The following is a 15,746-nucleotide window of genomic DNA, read 5'->3' as shown; positions in this document are numbered from 1 at the left end:
TTCAGGCCTGGCTGGCCTTGTCGTTCAATTCGATGAGCAACTGTTGGATGCGGTCCTGCAACTGATGGGTGCTCAGGCGTTCGCGCAGGCGCTCCACCAGCAGCGGGAAGGAAAACGGGGTCCACCGCTTCAAGGTGTTCACCTGCCACCGCTTGGCTTGCAAGGACTGCAGCACGCCGTCCAGTCGGTCCAGCTCGTACTCTTGCTTGAGCACCTCGCGCTCGGCTTGGTTCAGCAGCAGATTGGCAGGGTCGTACTTGCGAAACACCTCGAAGAACAGGCTGCTGGAGGCCTGGATTTGCTTGTTGCTTTTGGGTGCGCCTGGAAAGCCGGGAAAAACCAAGCCCGACACGCGGGCGATCTCTCGAAAGCGTCGCAGCGACAACTCCGCCGCGTTCAGGCTGCCCAGCACATCGTGCAGCAGGTTCTGGGTGCTGAGCAAGGAGGGGAGCAAGTGCGCGTCCACGGGCTCGGTGCTCAAGAGCTCAATGCCATAGTCATTGAACGAGATGGAGAAAGTGCGCGGCGCGATTTGACCAAACCGATAGGCCCACAGTGTGGCCAAGGCCAGGTTGACCTGTCGGCCCGCGAAGGGGTAGATGTACAGGTGGTGGCCTTCGCGCGACTTCAGGCTTTCGACCAGCACGGTGTCGGGTGTGGGCAGGGATGACCAGCTTTGTTGCACGGCCAGCAAGGGCCGCAGTGCCTGGATCTCGGGTGGGTGCGGTCCTTCTTCGGGCTTGGACGCGAAGTCGGCCAGTTCTTCCAGCATGGCGTGCGCCAGCTCGGAAGACATCGGCATCTTGCCGCCGTTCCAGCGCGGCACGGCAGGCCGTTGCCCTTTGGCTAGGCGCACGTAGGCCGTCATGTCGTGCACCTTGACCAACTCCAGCAAACGGCCCGCGAACAGAAAACAATCACGTGGGCGCAGGCGGGCGATGAAGTTTTCTTCCACGGTGCCCAGCACGGGGCCGCGCAGGTAGGACACCTTGAGGCTGGCGTCGCTCACGATGGTGCCCACCGACATGCGGTGTCGGCGCGCCAGTTGGGGGTTGACGAGGTGGTAACGACCCTGCGCGTCGGCCTTGATGCGGCGGTAGTCGGGGTAGGCCTGCAAAGAGTCCCCGCCGCGTCCGGCGAAGTCAAGTACCCAGGTCCATTCGTCGGGCGTGAGGTGTTGGTAGGCGTGCGTGGTGCGCACTTCTTCGAACAGCGCCTGGCAGTCGAAGCCGCCCCCCAGGGCCACGGTGACCACGTGTTGGACCAGCACGTCAAAGGGCTTGTCCGGGCTGGTGCGGGCCTCGATGTGGCCTTGCTTGACGGCGCGGCGCGCGGCGGCGGCCTCCAGAAGCTCAATGCTGTGCGTGGGGACCAGCGTGATGCGCGAAGGCTGGCCCGGCGCGTGACCCGACCGACCCGCGCGTTGCAGCAGGCGGGCCACGCCCTTGGCCGAGCCGATCTGCAGCACGCGCTCCACGGGCGAGAAGTCCACGCCCAGGTCCAGGCTGGAGGTGGCCACCACGGCTTTCAAGGTGCCCGCCTTGAGCCCGGCCTCAACCCATTCGCGCACGCCGCGGTCCAATGAGCCGTGGTGCAGGGCGATCAGGCCCGACCAGTCGGGCCTGGCTTCCAGCAGGGCTTGGTACCAAAGCTCCGCCTGTGATCGGGTGTTGGTGAAGACCAGGCTGTTGCGGCTGGCCTCAATCTCGCGGACCACGGCGGGCACCATGCGCAGGCCCAAGTGGCCCGCCCACGGGAAGCGCTGCACCTCGTCGGGCAAGAGCGTGTCGATCGTCAAGGCCTTGGGCAACTGGCCTTGCACGATGCGGCCAGCCGGGCCGGTGAGGGTGTCGCGTGCCTCGCTCAGCTTGCCCAAGGTGGCCGACAAGCCCCACACCATCAGGTGAGGATTCCATTGCTTCAAGCGGGCGAGGGCCAGTTGCACCTGCACGCCGCGCTTGTTGGCGATGAGTTCGTGCCACTCATCGACCACCACCAGTTGCACGCTCCCCAACTGTTGGGCGGCCTCGGGCTGGGTGAGCAGCAGGCTCAGGCTTTCAGGCGTGGTGACCAGGGCCGTGGGCAGGCGCTTGGCTTGCCGTGCACGGGCCGCGCTGGTGGTGTCGCCGGTGCGCATGTCCAGCGTCCACCGAGGTGCCAGCTCGGGCAAAGGGGCGAGCAAGGCCGTCAAGGTGTCGGACGCCAGGGCCCTCATCGGCGTGATCCACAGCGCGGTGAGGGGCGGTGCGCCACGTGTGCCCGGGTGCGCTGGCCCCAGAGCTTGCAGGGCGCCCAACCACACCGCGTAAGTCTTGCCCGCGCCCGTGGTGGCATGCAGCAGGCCGCTGTCGCCCTGGGCCATGGCCTGCCACACCTCGGTCTGAAAGGCGAACGGTGCCCAGCCTTTGGCCGCCAGCCAGGAGGCCGCAGGCTGGCGGCTCATGCGGCCTGGGCGTCCGGGGTGGGGATCAGGGCGCGCAAGTTGACCAAGGTGTCGGCGTCCTTCACGGGCTTGTCCCAGCGCAGCCGTAGCATGCGCGGGAAGCGCACGGCCAGGCCGCTCTTGTGGCGGCTGGAGGCCTGGATGCCTTCAAAGCCGAGCTCAACCACCAGCGTGGGCGTGACGCTGCGCACCGGCCCGAACTTCTCGATGGTGGTCTGGCGGATGCGCTGGTCCACCTGGCGCATCTCTTCGTCGGTCAGGCCGGAATAGGCTTTGGCAAAAGGCACCAGGCGGTCGTCGTCCCACACGGCGAAGGTGTAGTCGGTGTAGAGGTTGGCCCGTCGGCCGTGGCCGCTTTGCGCATAGATGAGCACGGCGTCGATCGTGAAGGGGTCGACCTTCCATTTCCACCACAGGCCGACGTCCTTGGTTCGGCCAGTGCCGTACAGGCTGTCGCGGCGCTTGAGCATGAAACCCTCCACGCCACGGCGGCGCGACTCTTCGCGCCACTCGGCCAGGGTGGCCCAATCGGGGGCGGTGACGAGGGGCGAAAGTTGCAGCGGTGCCCGGGGCGCGGGCAGGATGTGGGGCTCGATGGGGGCTTCCAGTGGCAGGTCGGTTTGCGGCAGGGCGGGCGCGCTGATCAGGGCATCCAGTTGCTCACGCCGCCGCCATTGCGGCCACGCCCGGCAGTCTTCGCCCTGGTGCTCGATCAGGTCGTAGGCCAGGAAGGCCACGGGGCATTCGGCCAGGATGGCTTTGCTCAGCGTCTTGCGGCCAATGCGTTTTTGCAGGGCCGCGAAAGGCTGCACATGGCCGTCTTTCCAGGCCACGATTTCGCCATCGATCACGGTGTGATCAGGCAAGACCTGCGCCATCGAATCCAGCTCCGGGAAGCGGCCATTGAGCAGGTCTTCGCCGCGTGACCACAACCAGGACTCGGCGCCCCGCTTGATGAACTGCGCCCGGATGCCGTCCCACTTCCATTCGACCAGCCAGTCAGTGATCGGGCCCAGGGTGTCGACCGGGGCTTGCAGTGGATGAGCCAGGAAGAAGGGGTAAGGCTGGCCCGCCGCCTGCGATGGCGATTCGGGGTCGGACAAGGCCTCGTAGCGCGCGGCCGTGGGCACATGCTGCTTGTCGGTGTAGCCCATCAGGCGCTGCGCCAGGTGCTTGGCGTCCAGGCCGGTCACCTGGGCGAGCGCGCGCAGCACCAGGTTGCGTGCCACGCCCACCCGAAAGCCGCCACCGATGAGCTTGGTGAGCAGGAAGCGGCCCGGCGTGTCCAGCTCGTCCCAATAGCCTTGCAGGGCGGCCATGGTCGATGCGGGCTCGCGGCCACGCAAGGACAGCAGCCGTTCTTCCATCCAGCGGTGCAGGGCCACGTCGGTCAGTTGCTTGGCGGGCGGCAGGATGTGGGCAATGGTTTCGGCCAGGTCGCCGACCACGTCGTAGCTTTCGTCGAACAGCCATTCAGGGATGCTGGCGTGCTCGCGGGCCGCGGTTCGGATCACGCCCGTGGGCACCGTCTGCCTGGGCTTGCCCCCGGCCAGGAAGTAGAGGGCCCAGGCCGCGTCGGCCGCAGGCGCGCTTTGGAAATACGCCACCAGGGCCTGGGTTTTGGCCGTGGTCGAAGTGCTGCTGTCGAGGGCTTCGAACAACTGGGCGAAGCGCTTCATGGCGGCGTCTCCGCCACGGGCACGGCTTCTTCGCCTTCTTCCGCTTCATCGCCGTACTCGGTCTTGAAGGCCCCCGCCTGCAGACCTTGTTCGCCAAAGTAGCGCACCAGGGGCTCCACATAGCCGTGCGTCACGATCACGCGGGGCGCCTGGGTGGCCTGCACGGCCTCCAGCAATCCCGGCCAGTCGGCATGGTCGGACAGCACAAAGCCCCGGTCGAGCCCCCGGCGCCGACGCGTGCCGCGCAACTGCATCCAGCCGGAGGCGAATGCATCGCTGTGCTCGCCAAAGCGCTTGGTCCAGCCGCTGCCTTGGGCCGAGGGTGGGGCCAGCACCAGCGATTTTTTCAGATCCGCAGGTGAGGTGTCCAACACCGACTGCGTGGCTGGCAGGGGCACGCCGCTGGCGCGGTAAGCCTCGTTCATCAGCGTCATGGCGCCGTGCGCCACGATGGGCCCGATCGACGGGTCAATGCCCGCCAGCACGCGTTGCGCCTTGCCAAAGGAGTAGGCGTACAGCACCGACGGTCGACCCACCTGCGCATTGGCCCGCCACCACGCATTGATGTCGTCAAACACCTGCTGCTGCGCCTGCCAGCGGAACACCGGCAGTCCAAAGGTGGATTCGGTGATGAAGACATCGCAGCGAACGGGCTCGAACGGCGCGCAGGTGGCGTCGGGCCCGGTCTTGTAATCGCCCGAGGCCACCCACACGCGGCCTTCGTGCTCCAGGCGGACCTGGGCCGACCCCAGCACATGGCCGGCGGGGTGAAATGACACGCGCACACCGCGGTGCGTGATGGCCTGGCCATAGGGCAGCGTCTGCAAGGGCATGTCGGCGCCCAAGCGCGCTTGCAGCACCCGCCGCCCCTCCTCTGGCGCCAGGTAGTGCTCGTGCCCCACGCGAGCGTGGTCGCCGTGGGCGTGGGTGATCAGCGCATGGGACACGGGCTTCCACGGGTCGATGTAGAAATCGCCGGGCGGGCAATACAGGCCCTGGGGTCGTGCCACCACCAGATCTTTGTTGGAATCGGCCATCAATTTTTGGGTTGGGTGCTACAAGCGGTCATCGTGCTAAAGAAAGGGTAGCAAACGGTGTGCGCACGATTTTCAGGCGCATCAACAGGGATTTGTTGGCGCAACTCGGGGCTTCGGTTTCCGGCGCTTGGCCGACACTGAGCGTTGCCCCCTGTTTGTCCGTCTTTGCAAGTGCTGCCATGCCCAAGTTCAAGCTCGTTTTATCGTCGTCTCAGCGCCGCAAACTCGTCGGGGTCGGACTGGTGTTGCTGCTGGCCTTGGCCTGGACGGGCGTGTCCGTCTTGCAAGAGACCGCCGTCCGCGAGGCTCAGGCCCGCAAGGATGTGACGGCCCGGGCTTTCGAAAAGAACCCGGATGCCTGGCTGAACAGCCCGACGGAAGCCTCGGCCTTTGAAAAAGCCGTGTCCAGCGGCCAGGTGGTGTCCGTGGCCACGAGTGGCTCCTTGGTACTCTACACCGACAAGGCTGGCAAGCACCACAGCACCCGCCTGGTGGACTGCGGCCCGGGTTGCAGCACCAACCTGCTGGGCCGCCTGGGTGAACTCAGCCTGCAAAAAGGTTTTGTGCTGACGCGCACCGACATCGACCCGCGCACCCCCAGCCAGAAGTTCAATGAAACCCTGGAAGGCCTAGGGCGGCTCAGCCTGGCCCTGCTACCGGTCTTTTTGATTGGCGGCCTGATGTTCTACCAGATGCGCGGTGGCGCCTTGCCCTTTGGCGGCACCAAGCTGGCCGAGCGGCCCGACACCGAGTTCAAAGACGTGATCGGCGCGGACGAGGCCAAAAAGGCGCTGCGCCGCGTGGTCGCCTTCATGACCGACCCGGCTGAATATGTGCGCGTCGGCGCGCACGCGCCGCGTGGCGTGCTGATCGACGGCCCGCCGGGCACCGGCAAGACGCTGCTGGCCCGTGCTTTGGCCAAGGAGTGTGGCGCCAACTTCATCAGCGTGGATGGCTCGCACTTCAGCTCGATGTTTTTTGGCGCCGGCATCGGCAAGGTCAAGGAGCTGTTCGAGCGTGCCCGCGAGAACGCACCCTGCATCATCTTCATTGACGAGTTGGACGGGGTGGGCAAGCGCTCGCGCGGTGGCGACAACAGCAGTGCGGGCGACCAGGAGCAGAACCGCATCATCAACCGCATCCTGGTCGAACTGGATGGCTTCTCACCGCTTGAAAACGTGGTCGTGGTCGGCGCCACCAACCACGTCGACAACATCGACAAGGCCATGCGCCGCCCTGGCCGATTCGACATGATTGTGCGCACCGAGTTGCCGACCAGCACCGAGCGCGAGGCCCTGTTTGCCCTCTACCTGGAAAAGGTCAAGGCGGCCGAGCAGATCGACCTGGCCTCGCTGGCCCGCACCGCCACGGGCATGTCCCCCGCCGACATCGCCAACTGCGTGAACCGCGCGGCCTCGTACGCGGCCGAAGGCGGCCAACCCGAGGTCACGGCCGAGTTGCTGTACCGCTCGATCGAGACCTTCCAGCTGGGCGGCGAAGTGTCGTCCGCCAAAGGCACCTTGTGCCCCGAAACCTTGCGCCGTTTGGCCGTGCACGAAGGCGGCCATGGCCTGGTGGCCCACGTGCTGAACGCGGGCAGCGTGGAACGCGTCAGCATCGAACCTCGCGGTGGTGCGCTGGGTGTGACTTACGTGGCCCGTCACACCGAAGAGCCCCTGTATGGCGAACGCGAACTCAAGTCGCGCCTGGCGATGCTGCTGGCCGGACGCGAGGCCGAAATGATGGTGTTCGGCAACACCTCGTCGGGCGCGGCGGACGACCTCAAGCGCGCCTCCGAATTGGCCACCTCCATGATCGGCAGCTTCGGCTTTGGCAAGACCTTTGGCCTGCTCAGCATGGCCGGCGTGCCCAAAGAACTCATCGGCCCCGACATCCAGAAGAGCGTGCTGGACGAAGCCCGCCTGTTGTTGGAACAAGCCCAGGCCGAATGCCAGGCCGTGCTCACCCAGCACCGCCCTCGGCTGGAAGCCTTGACCCACCTGCTGCTTGACCAGGAAACCATCAGCGGCCAGCCGCTGCAGGCCGTTCTGAACGCCTGAACCCTCGTGTTCATGGACAAGATGGTGCAGTTCATCCGGCTGTACTTCCCGGTCTTCATGCCGGGCGCAGTTTTTGGCAAAGTCATCGAGCTGTCCAAGGTGTTCACCACCTGGATACCCCAGGTTCATGGCAGCAGTTACTCGGTAGAGCTGCCCGGGGTGGCGGTCGCAGGCGCCGCGAACCTGGTCAAGGCGTGGTTCTGACCACCACGCGACCCCGGACTTGCCCGGCCCGCAGGCGAGCGGCAGCTTCGATGGCGTCTTGCAAAGCCACCTCGGTGGTGATCTGGTCCAGCAATCCAAAGTCCAGGTCCTGCGCCAGCCTTTGCCAGGCGGCCTGACGCCTGTCCAGCGAGGCCATCACGCTGTCCACACCCAGCAGCGCCACGCCCCGCAAGATGAAGGGCATGACTGTGCCGGGCAGGTCGAAACCCTGCGCCAGGCCGCAAGCCGCCACGGCGCCGCCATAGCTGGTCTGAGCGCACGCATTGACCAGGGTGTGGCTGCCGACGGCATCGACCACGGCCACCCAGCGCTCTTTCTGCAAAGGCTTGCCCGGCGCCGACAACTCCGCGCGGTCGATCACCCTGTTCGCGCCCAGGCGCAGCAGGTAGTCGGTTTCACCAGCCTTGCCCGTGGCGGCCACCACCACGTGGCCGAGCCGGGCCAGCAGAGCCACCGCGATCGAGCCCACGCCCCCGGTGGCTCCGGTCACCAGCACTTCACCACCGCCGTGCAAGGCGCCATGCCGCTCCAGTGCCATCACGCACAGCATGGCCGTGTAGCCCGCCGTGCCGATGGCCATGGCTTGGCGCGTGCTGAAGGCCTCGGGCAGTGCCACCAGCCAGTCGCCGTTCAGGCGGGCTTTTTCAGCCAGGCAACCCTTGTGGGTCTCTCCTACCCCAAAGCCGTTGAGCACGACCCGGTCGCCTACCTGCCAGTGAGGGTGTTCGCTGTCGATGACCGTGCCCGCGCCGTCCACGCCGGCGACCATGGGCCAACTGCGCACCACCGGTGAGGTGTTGGTGATGGCCAGCGCATCCTTGTAGTTGAGCGTGGAGTAGTCGATCGCTACCGTGACGCCGAGGCCGTCGGCCACCGTGGGCAAGAAGTCGTCATCGACCGCCTTCACGGTGGCGCTGAAATCAGGGTTCTTGTCGAGCACCAGGGCGTTGAACACGTGCATCTCCTCGGGATGTGAAACCAATTGTCAAGGCACGGAACACTACACCAGGATGAGCGATGATGCCCGCTCACTCAATCAATCACCTGGAGACCCGCTGTGCGAATTGCCGCCCTGACATCTTCCCTGCTGACGGCCGTGCTGGCCGTGTCCGCCGCGTCATCCGCCATTGCAGCGCCCGATGCGGCGCTGGCCAAGGCCGCCAAGGAAAAAGGCGCTGTGGTTACGCCCAGTGGCCTGGTCTACCTCTCGGTGAAAGACGGCACCGGTGCCAGCCCGGCCGCCAGCGACACCGTGAAGGTCCATTACCGCGGCACCTTCCCCGATGGCAAAGAGTTCGACAGCTCCTACAAGCGCAACGAACCCACCGAGTTCCCCCTCAACCGCGTCATCCCCTGCTGGACCGAAGGGGTGCAGCGCATGAAGGTGGGTGGCAAGGCCAAATTGACCTGTCCTTCGGCCATCGCTTACGGCGAACGCGGCGCTGGGGGGGCGATTCCACCCAATGCCACTTTGCATTTTGAGGTTGAGCTGATCAGCATTGCTGGCAAGTAAGGCCTGCCTTTTTTGCGCGGTCCGACCCTCATTCAGGGTGTTGTCCTACACAGAAACCCTTGATATTTTGAGAGCATGACCGCAGCAGAACTCAACACGGGAGTTTTCCGATGGGATACGCAGACCTGAACAGCAAATATCAGCAGCTGCGCGATGATCTTGAAGAAGCTTATGCGGCCAACGTATGGGACAGCAGCAAGATTGACCGCATCGCTGATGAGATTGTGGAAACTGAACTGGCTTTGGCGGGGCAGTTGCGCTTCAGCGCGCCCGGCGGCCACTCGCACGTTTAAGGAGCCGACCATGCACACAGCACCCGCTTTTTCGGTGGGCGAGTACCTCGCCATTCCCATTGCCGAGTCCTTGGGCGACGGTCAGTGGAAGGCCGGCCTGGCCATCAGTGAAGGGCAAGCCCGTGGCGACCGCCCGGCCAAATGCATGTTTGCCAAGCTGTTCATGTCGCGTGATGATGCCTTGCAGTTCGCTATCACGCAGTGGCAACAGCCGGTCGCGTCGCACTGATCGGCTTCAACGCTCTCAGCCTTGCAGGGCCTTGACCTGCCCTTCATCCCGGCCACCACGTCCCCCATCCACCCAACTGCCTTGCAGCGTGAAGCGGCGCACCCCACAACGCCTTGACCAATGTGTTCACGGGTCGGCCAGGACGGGGCATCGTCAGCCGCCTCGTGGCGGCCATCGCGCCCTAAACTTGATGGCCCGCTGATTCCGGATTTGGCCATGGCCTGCCAGCCATGCCATCATGCCAAGGCCGTGAAATTCGATCTGCGGCATCACCCCTTGGAGAAGAAAATGCGCTTGATCACCCGACGCGGCTTGGCCTTGCTTGGCGCTTCGACCCTCAGCCTGTCGTCTCACGCCGCTGACGCTCCTCCCATCAAGCCTGGGCTTTGGCAAGTTCGCAGTGAGCGTGCCGTGGACGGCGTGAAAGCCCCGCCCATGGCCGCTCAGATGAACAACCTGCCGCCCGAGGTGCGCAAGCAGATGGAGGCCATGATGAAGCAAAAGGGCGTGGACATGAGTGGGGGCTCGGGCGACATCAAGCTTTGCCTGAGCAAAGAGTCGCTGGATCAAAACCAGTGGCTGGCACAGAAGAACGGCGATGCGAATTGCAAGACCGAGATCAAGTCGCGCAGCGGCAGTCGTTGGACGTGGCATTCAAGCTGCATTGATCCCAAGTCAGAAACCGATGGCGAGGCCGTTTTCAACAGCCCCGAGAGCTACACCATGAAGGTGGCCACGATCATGACCATGAAAGGCGAGACCAAGACCATGAACATGACGAACACCTCGACCTGGTTGGGCGCCAATTGCGGTGACCTCAAGCCGATCAGTGCCAAGACCTTGAATGCCCCGCCGGGCAACAAGTCGGCAAAATGATCTCGGCTGGTGTCATGACTGCGGCAACATTGCAAGCCTGGGTAGTCCCGAGGGTCGGCTAGTGCCGCTGGTATATATTGCGTTGTCCCGTTTCCCCATGGTCATCGTGCTGGCCATTTTTTGATGCCCGGGGAGCGCGGCAGGTGTCGGCGCCAGTCGCCAAGGTTTGTGGAATTGAACTCGGCCATCATCATGAAAGCCAGCACATCATGACCCTGCATCGGCACGTCGCGAATCTCCATTTCAGTCCCTCATCAGTGGCCCTGGCTGCCCACTGGGTGGCGGCTGCTTGCACCGTCATCGGACTGAGCGGACAGGCGTTGGCCCAGGCCGTGAGCGAGGAGGACGAGCTGGCCTTGGCCTATGGCGACAAGCCCTTTGTCAGCATTGCCACCGGCTCGCGGGTGCCGGTCAGCCGAGCCCCAGCCGTGGCCACCGTGATCACCGCACAAGACATCGCCTCGATCGGCGCCACCGACCTGGACGAGGTGCTCGAAACCGTGCCCGGCCTGCATGTGGCGCGCGAGACACAAGGCTTCGCGCCGGTCTACGTGATCCGTGGCATCAACCTGGGCTTCAACCCCCAGGTGCTGATGCTGATCAACGGTATCCCCATGACCACGGTTTACACCGGCAACCGGGGTGGAGGCTGGGGCGGCATGCCGGTCGAAAACATCGCTCGGGTCGAAGTGATCCGGGGCCCGGGTTCGGCCTTGTACGGCGCCGATGCGTTCTCAGGCGTGATCAACGTGATCACCAAGTCCTCGGGCGACATCAACGGCACGGAGGTGGGCTTGCGGGGCGGCTCGTTCAAGACGGGCGATGCCTGGATGCTGCACGGTGGCAAGTGGGGCGCTGTGGACGTGTCGGGCTACTTGCGCATCGGGCAGACGGAGGGGGCGCGGCGGATTGTTCAGGCGGATGGACAAACGGGGCTGGATGCCCTCTTTGGCACGCAGGCCTCTCGCGCGCCGGGGCCCATCAACAATGGCCGGGATTCAGTCGATGGTGCGCTGGACCTGGGCCTGGACAAGTGGCGTTTTCGCGTGGCCTACAAAGAGCGCGATGACATCGGCACCGGCACGGGGGTGGCCTCGGCCCTGGATCCGCAGGGGCAGATCTACAGCCAGACCATCACCTCCGACCTGACCTATGAAAACCGCAACATCGCCGAGGACTGGGCGGCAAACCTGCAGCTCAGCTTCATGCACTACACGGAGCTGACCGACCTGACCTTGTTCCCGGCCGGCACCACGTTCGCCGGGGCGACCGCGTTCAGCGATGGCGTGATTGGCAACCCGGCCAAATGGGAGCGGCATGGGCGACTGGGCGGCTCGGCCACCTATACCGGTTTCAAGATGCACCGCATTCGGCTGGGGCTGGGAGCGGAGCGCGAAGAGGTTTACAAAACGCGCGAGACCAAGAATTTCCATGCCGATTTCTCGATCATTGGCAGTGGGTCAAGGGCCGACCTCGTCGACGTGTCGGCCACAGAGCCCTTCATGCAGCCACAAGGGCGCACCAAGCGCTACCTGTATGCGCAAGACGAATGGAACTTGGGTAAGGACTGGACCTTGACCGCCGGCGTGCGCAACGACCACTACTCGGACTTTGGCAGCACGACCAACCCGCGCCTGGCGCTTGTCTGGGAGGCGGCCTACAACGTCACCACCAAGCTGCTGTATGGCACGGCGTTTCGCGCCCCTTCGATGTCGGAGTTGTACGCCATCAACAACCCGGTGGTGACGGGTAACCCCAACCTGCGGCCTGAAAAAATCCGGACGGTGGAGGCGGCCGTGTCATGGCAGCCACTAACCAAGCTGCAATTGGGCATGAACTTCTTTCACTACGAGATGAAGGACATCATCCGTTTGATCAGTTCGGTGTACCAGAACAATGGCCAGCAAAATGGCAATGGCCTGGAGTTCGAGGCCACCTGGGACGCGGTGAAAGATGTGCGCCTGACGGGCAACTACAGCTACCAGCGTTCGGTGGACGAGGCCACGGGGCAGGCCGCCGCGAATGCGCCAAGGCACCAGGTGTACCTGCGGACCAACTGGCGCTTCACACCGGGCTGGTCTGTGGACCCGCAAGTCAATTGGGTGAGCGATCGGCCACGTGAGCCCGGCGATCCACGCGCGGACCTGAAGGGCTATGCCACGGTGGATCTGACCTTGCGCACGGACCGCGTCGCCCGGGGCTGGGATGTGGCCATGTCGGTGCGCAACCTGTTGGATGTCGATGCGCGCGAACCCACGCCCTACGATGCGGGACAGCCCTTCATTTCCTTGCCTTATGACTTCCCCTTGCCGGGGCGGTCGATCTACGTGCAGGCCAGCTACCAGTTCTGATCAATGCGGATCGGCGGCCGACGCGTCGGCAGTCCAGCTCAGGTTCAGGTGAGCGCTCAATTGCGCCAGGAGGATGGCCCGTTCAAAAGGTTTGGTCATGAAGCCATTGGCACCGGCCTGCATGGCCTGGGTGCGGTCCGAGTTGGACGCATTGGCCGACAGCGCAATGATTGGCAAGGACTGGCTGGTCGGCGACTTCCTTAGCTGACGGATCGCCTCCAGGCCATCCATCACTGGCATGGACAGGTCCATCAGGATTACATCGGGCGCAGCACTTTGCACCTGGTCAAGGGCGGCCTGACCATTGTTGGCTTCCACCGTGTCGAAACCCAGCGGCCTGAGCAAGTCGATCAGCATGGTGCGGTTGGCGGGCACGTCGTCGGCAATCAGCACCTTGCGCCGTGGGCCGAGGTAGCCGGTGACAGTCGGCAAGGGGGGCACGGCGGAGCCATTGCCGGGGGCGGGGTCCACCCAGGGCAGGGTCAACTCGAACCAGAACAGGCTGCCGATGCCATCCTGGCTGTCAACGTGCACCTCACCGCCCATCAGTCGCACCAGCTGGCGGCTGATGGCCAGCCCCAGACCCGTGCCGCCTGAGCGGCTGCGGGCGTCGCCGGCTTGCTCAAACGGCTCGAAGATGCGCTGCAGCTCACTGCCCCGGATGCCGGTGCCGGTGTCTTGCACTTCAAAGCGCAGGCGGATCTGTTGAGCCCGGGCATCGCGGTTCACCACGGTGACGCCCAGTCGCACCTGGCCCGCTTCGGTGAACTTGACCGCGTTGCTCAAGAGGTTGAGCAGCACCTGGCGCAAGCGCTTCTCATCGACTTCCACGGCGGCGGGCAGGTCTGGCGCGCATTCGAAATCGAAGCGAAGTGCCTTTTCTTCGGCCTTGATGCGGATGATGTCGACCAGTCCGCTGAGGAAGGACGGAGGATGGACGGTGTGGGGGTACAGCTCGGTCTTGCCGGCCTCGATGCGGGACAGGTCGAGGATGTCGATGATGAGCAGCAGCAGGTGCTCACCGCTGTTGTGGATGGTGTTCAGGCCCACGACCTGGCGCTCGGTGAGCGTCTTGTCCATCTTGAGGATCTGCGCGTAACCCATGATGGCGTTGAGCGGGGTGCGCAACTCGTGGCTCATGCGGGCCAGGAAGGCGCTCTTGGCGTCGTTGGCGATCTCGGCGCGCTCTTTGGCCGTCCGCAACTCGGCGGTGCGGTCGCGGACCAGGTCCTCCAGGTGCTCACGATGGCGTTGCACTTCTTCGCCGCGCTCTTGCAGCACCGAGCTCATGCGGTTGAAGGCCTGGGCCATGGCCTGGATGTCCTGCGGGCCATCAACCTCCGCGCGCACATCGGCTTCCCCCCGTTCGGTGCGGGCCATTGCCTTGGACAGGCTGTTCAAAGGCCGGGTGATGCGTGTGGCCAGGAAGCGGATCCCGATCAGGAACAGCGCCGCGAAGAAAAACGAGCTGGCCAGGTTCACGAAGAAGATATTGGCCATCATGCGCGTCAGCGTGGCCTTGCTGTGCACCAGGCGCACCTGCCCGAGGAACTCGGTGGCGGGGGGCTCGACATCGAAGGGGGAGGCGGCCGGTTTGGTCCACACCGGCGCGATGAACTGCCAGGTGTCTTCGGTTTCAGCCTCCAGGTAGGCCTCCCGCGGGGGCGGCGAGGGCAGGGCCTTGGTGGCAGATTCGGTGCCCGCCTTGCCTTTGGAGAGCAGCACACCGCCATCGCTGGTGCGGATTTCAACGCGCAGCACATCGGGGTAGGCCAGCGTGGCGTTGACCGCATCGTGGGCATTGTCGGCCGAGGCGTACAGCAGTGCCAGCGTGCTTTGCGTGGCCAGGCTGGTGGCGATGCTCATGCTCTGGCGCATCAGCGTGTCGCGGATCTGGCGGCTGCCTTGCCATGAGCTGGCCATGGACGAGAACAAGGCCATGCAGATCACGCCGATGATGACGGCGATGCTGAGCTGGCGTTGAAAGGTCATCTGGCGCAGAAAACCTGAAAGTCTGCGCTCAATGAACAACGGTTGAGTGTGACTGTTCATGTCAGGGCTCCGGGAAGACCATGTCAAAGCGCTGTTGCAAGGCATTCAGGTTGATGCCCAGGTGATTGGCGGTTCGTGTGTTCACCGCCACCAGCACTTCCTTCAAGGGCCGTACACCGCGAATGGCGGTGCCGGAAGAGACATACCCCATCGCCCAACCGGCCAGTGCTTTGCCGAGTTCAACGTTGTTGGGGTAAAGCGAAAACAACGCGCCGCGCTTGACATGCGCGGCGCTGCTGGAAAAGACGGCCAGGTTGCGGTTCCAGGCTTCTTGCAGTACCAGGGGCAGCACGGCGGTTTCATCCACCGTGGTGGAGTCTTGCGGCAGCCACAGCACATCACGTTTGGGGTCGGCCGAACTCAGGCTGTCCTGGTATTGGCGGGTCGCGGTCTTGAGGTCTTCGGCCTCAAAGGCCTGCAGCTCCAGGCCTTGCGACTTGGCGGCCTCGCGCGCCAGTTTGATCAGCCAGGCGTTCTGGCGCGGGTCGTAAACCACGATCACACGCCGGGCCGACGGGACCAGCGTTTTCAGTTTGGCGAAGAGCAAGGCGGGGTCGGGAGCCAAGCTGTGCACCGACAGGTTTTGCGCATCGGATTCGGGCACCGACAGCACGCCCCCTGCGACGATGCCCAGGGTGCGGTCCAGGCTCGTGGCCACTTTGAGGCCGTTGCGGCCCAGAGCGATCACGGCGCGGATGTCGCGGCGGCGCAACTCGTTGGACAGGTCCTGGGTGTTGGGGTTAGCCCCCACCGGGAAGCTCGCGATGCGGCTTTTGGTCTGGTCTTCGATGCCGCCGATGATGGTGGAGAACACGCTGCGGTAGGGCTCGCCGATGTCAGGGTAGATCACCGCGATGGAGCGCGCAGCCTCGTCTGACGCGGCATGCGCCAGAGGCGACTGCCCCACCATGACTGCCAATGTCACCCAACGCACGGCCACCCAAAATGCACGGCATGCAAGCAAAGCTGATGTCCTCCATTCGGAGCT

14 protein-coding genes are annotated in these 15,746 nt (G+C 64.5%); 7 read left to right on the top strand and 7 right to left on the bottom strand.

What is annotated here, in order from left to right:
* Window position 1: 1 nt before the first annotated feature.
* From PSV38_RS14330 to PSV38_RS14320, 3 genes are read right to left on the bottom strand one after another with little or no spacing between them, the layout of a single operon-like run.
* Complete coding sequence (locus PSV38_RS14330; protein ID WP_300548525.1) at window positions 2–2,443, bottom strand: ligase-associated DNA damage response DEXH box helicase; 2,442 nt, start codon at window positions 2,441–2,443, stop codon at window positions 2–4.
* Complete coding sequence (locus PSV38_RS14325; RefSeq protein ID WP_300548523.1) at window positions 2,440–4,122, bottom strand: ATP-dependent DNA ligase; 1,683 nt, start codon at window positions 4,120–4,122, stop codon at window positions 2,440–2,442. The genes PSV38_RS14330 and PSV38_RS14325 overlap by 4 nt, the downstream gene beginning before the upstream one ends.
* Window positions 4,119–5,159 carry a ligase-associated DNA damage response exonuclease gene (locus tag PSV38_RS14320; protein WP_300548521.1) on the bottom strand — a complete coding sequence of 347 codons (1,041 nt, stop codon included), beginning with the start codon at window positions 5,157–5,159 and terminating at the stop codon, window positions 4,119–4,121. Before PSV38_RS14320 ends, PSV38_RS14325 begins: the two co-directional genes overlap by 4 nt.
* A 179-nt stretch (window positions 5,160–5,338) precedes the next feature.
* Here PSV38_RS14320 and PSV38_RS14315 point away from each other — a divergent pair, with 179 nt between their 5' ends.
* Both PSV38_RS14315 and PSV38_RS14310 read left to right on the top strand, forming a co-directional pair.
* Window positions 5,339–7,219 (top strand): AAA family ATPase, encoded by a 1,881-nt coding sequence (locus PSV38_RS14315; RefSeq protein ID WP_300548519.1) that lies wholly within the window; start codon window positions 5,339–5,341, stop codon window positions 7,217–7,219.
* Window positions 7,220–7,231: 12 nt separating this feature from the next.
* Window positions 7,232–7,423 (top strand): hypothetical protein, encoded by a 192-nt coding sequence (locus PSV38_RS14310; RefSeq protein ID WP_300548518.1) that lies wholly within the window; start codon window positions 7,232–7,234, stop codon window positions 7,421–7,423.
* Here PSV38_RS14310 and PSV38_RS14305 read toward each other — a convergent pair.
* Window positions 7,407–8,399, bottom strand: coding sequence for an MDR family oxidoreductase (locus PSV38_RS14305; RefSeq protein ID WP_300548516.1), 993 nt, complete (start codon window positions 8,397–8,399; stop codon window positions 7,407–7,409). The two genes, PSV38_RS14310 and PSV38_RS14305, sit on opposite strands and share 17 nt — an antisense overlap.
* Before the next feature lie 171 nt (window positions 8,400–8,570).
* Between PSV38_RS14305 and PSV38_RS14300 the strand changes: the two genes are divergently transcribed.
* The 4 genes from PSV38_RS14300 (at window position 8,571) to PSV38_RS14285 (ending at window position 10,355) form a co-directional block, all read left to right on the top strand.
* The gene (locus tag PSV38_RS14300; protein ID WP_300548770.1) at window positions 8,571–8,957 is read left to right on the top strand and encodes an FKBP-type peptidyl-prolyl cis-trans isomerase; all 387 of its coding nucleotides are present in this window, start codon (window positions 8,571–8,573) and stop codon (window positions 8,955–8,957) included.
* Window positions 8,958–9,067: 110 nt separating this feature from the next.
* Window positions 9,068–9,250: a hypothetical protein gene (locus PSV38_RS14295; protein WP_300548514.1), complete on the top strand. Its 183-nt coding sequence runs from the start codon at window positions 9,068–9,070 to the stop codon at window positions 9,248–9,250.
* A 10-nt stretch (window positions 9,251–9,260) separates the two neighbouring features.
* Window positions 9,261–9,479, top strand: a complete 219-nt coding sequence (locus PSV38_RS14290; protein ID WP_300548513.1) for a hypothetical protein — start codon at window positions 9,261–9,263, stop codon at window positions 9,477–9,479.
* A gap of 216 nt (window positions 9,480–9,695) precedes the next feature.
* The gene (locus PSV38_RS14285; RefSeq protein ID WP_300548511.1) at window positions 9,696–10,355 is read left to right on the top strand and encodes a DUF3617 domain-containing protein; all 660 of its coding nucleotides are present in this window, start codon (window positions 9,696–9,698) and stop codon (window positions 10,353–10,355) included.
* Between the two features lie 101 nt (window positions 10,356–10,456).
* On the opposite strand, the gene PSV38_RS14280 is transcribed toward PSV38_RS14285, so the two are convergent.
* A complete protein-coding gene (locus tag PSV38_RS14280; protein ID WP_300548510.1) occupies window positions 10,457–10,597 on the bottom strand; it encodes a hypothetical protein in 141 nt (46 codons plus the stop codon).
* 15 nt (window positions 10,598–10,612) lie between these two features.
* On the opposite strand from PSV38_RS14280, the gene PSV38_RS14275 reads away from it, so the two are divergent.
* Window positions 10,613–12,706: a TonB-dependent receptor gene (locus PSV38_RS14275; protein WP_300548508.1), complete on the top strand. Its 2,094-nt coding sequence runs from the start codon at window positions 10,613–10,615 to the stop codon at window positions 12,704–12,706.
* Here the strand turns inward: PSV38_RS14275 and PSV38_RS14270 are convergent, their stop codons facing one another.
* Together PSV38_RS14270 and PSV38_RS14265 are read right to left on the bottom strand one after the other, a co-directional pair.
* Entirely contained in the window at window positions 12,707–14,758 is a 2,052-nt protein-coding gene (locus PSV38_RS14270; RefSeq protein WP_300548506.1) for a response regulator, read from the bottom strand.
* A gap of 1 nt (window position 14,759) precedes the next feature.
* Entirely contained in the window at window positions 14,760–15,683 is a 924-nt protein-coding gene (locus PSV38_RS14265) for an ABC transporter substrate binding protein (RefSeq protein WP_300548505.1), read from the bottom strand.
* Between the last annotated feature and the right edge of the window lie 63 nt (window positions 15,684–15,746).

The sequence above is a fragment of the Aquabacterium sp. genome, assembly GCF_029946005.1.
In the GTDB taxonomy this organism is placed as follows: domain Bacteria; phylum Pseudomonadota; class Gammaproteobacteria; order Burkholderiales; family Burkholderiaceae_C; genus Aquabacterium.
The sequence above is the reverse complement of the archived record's forward strand: the minus strand, read 5'-3'. Positions and strand labels throughout refer to the sequence as shown.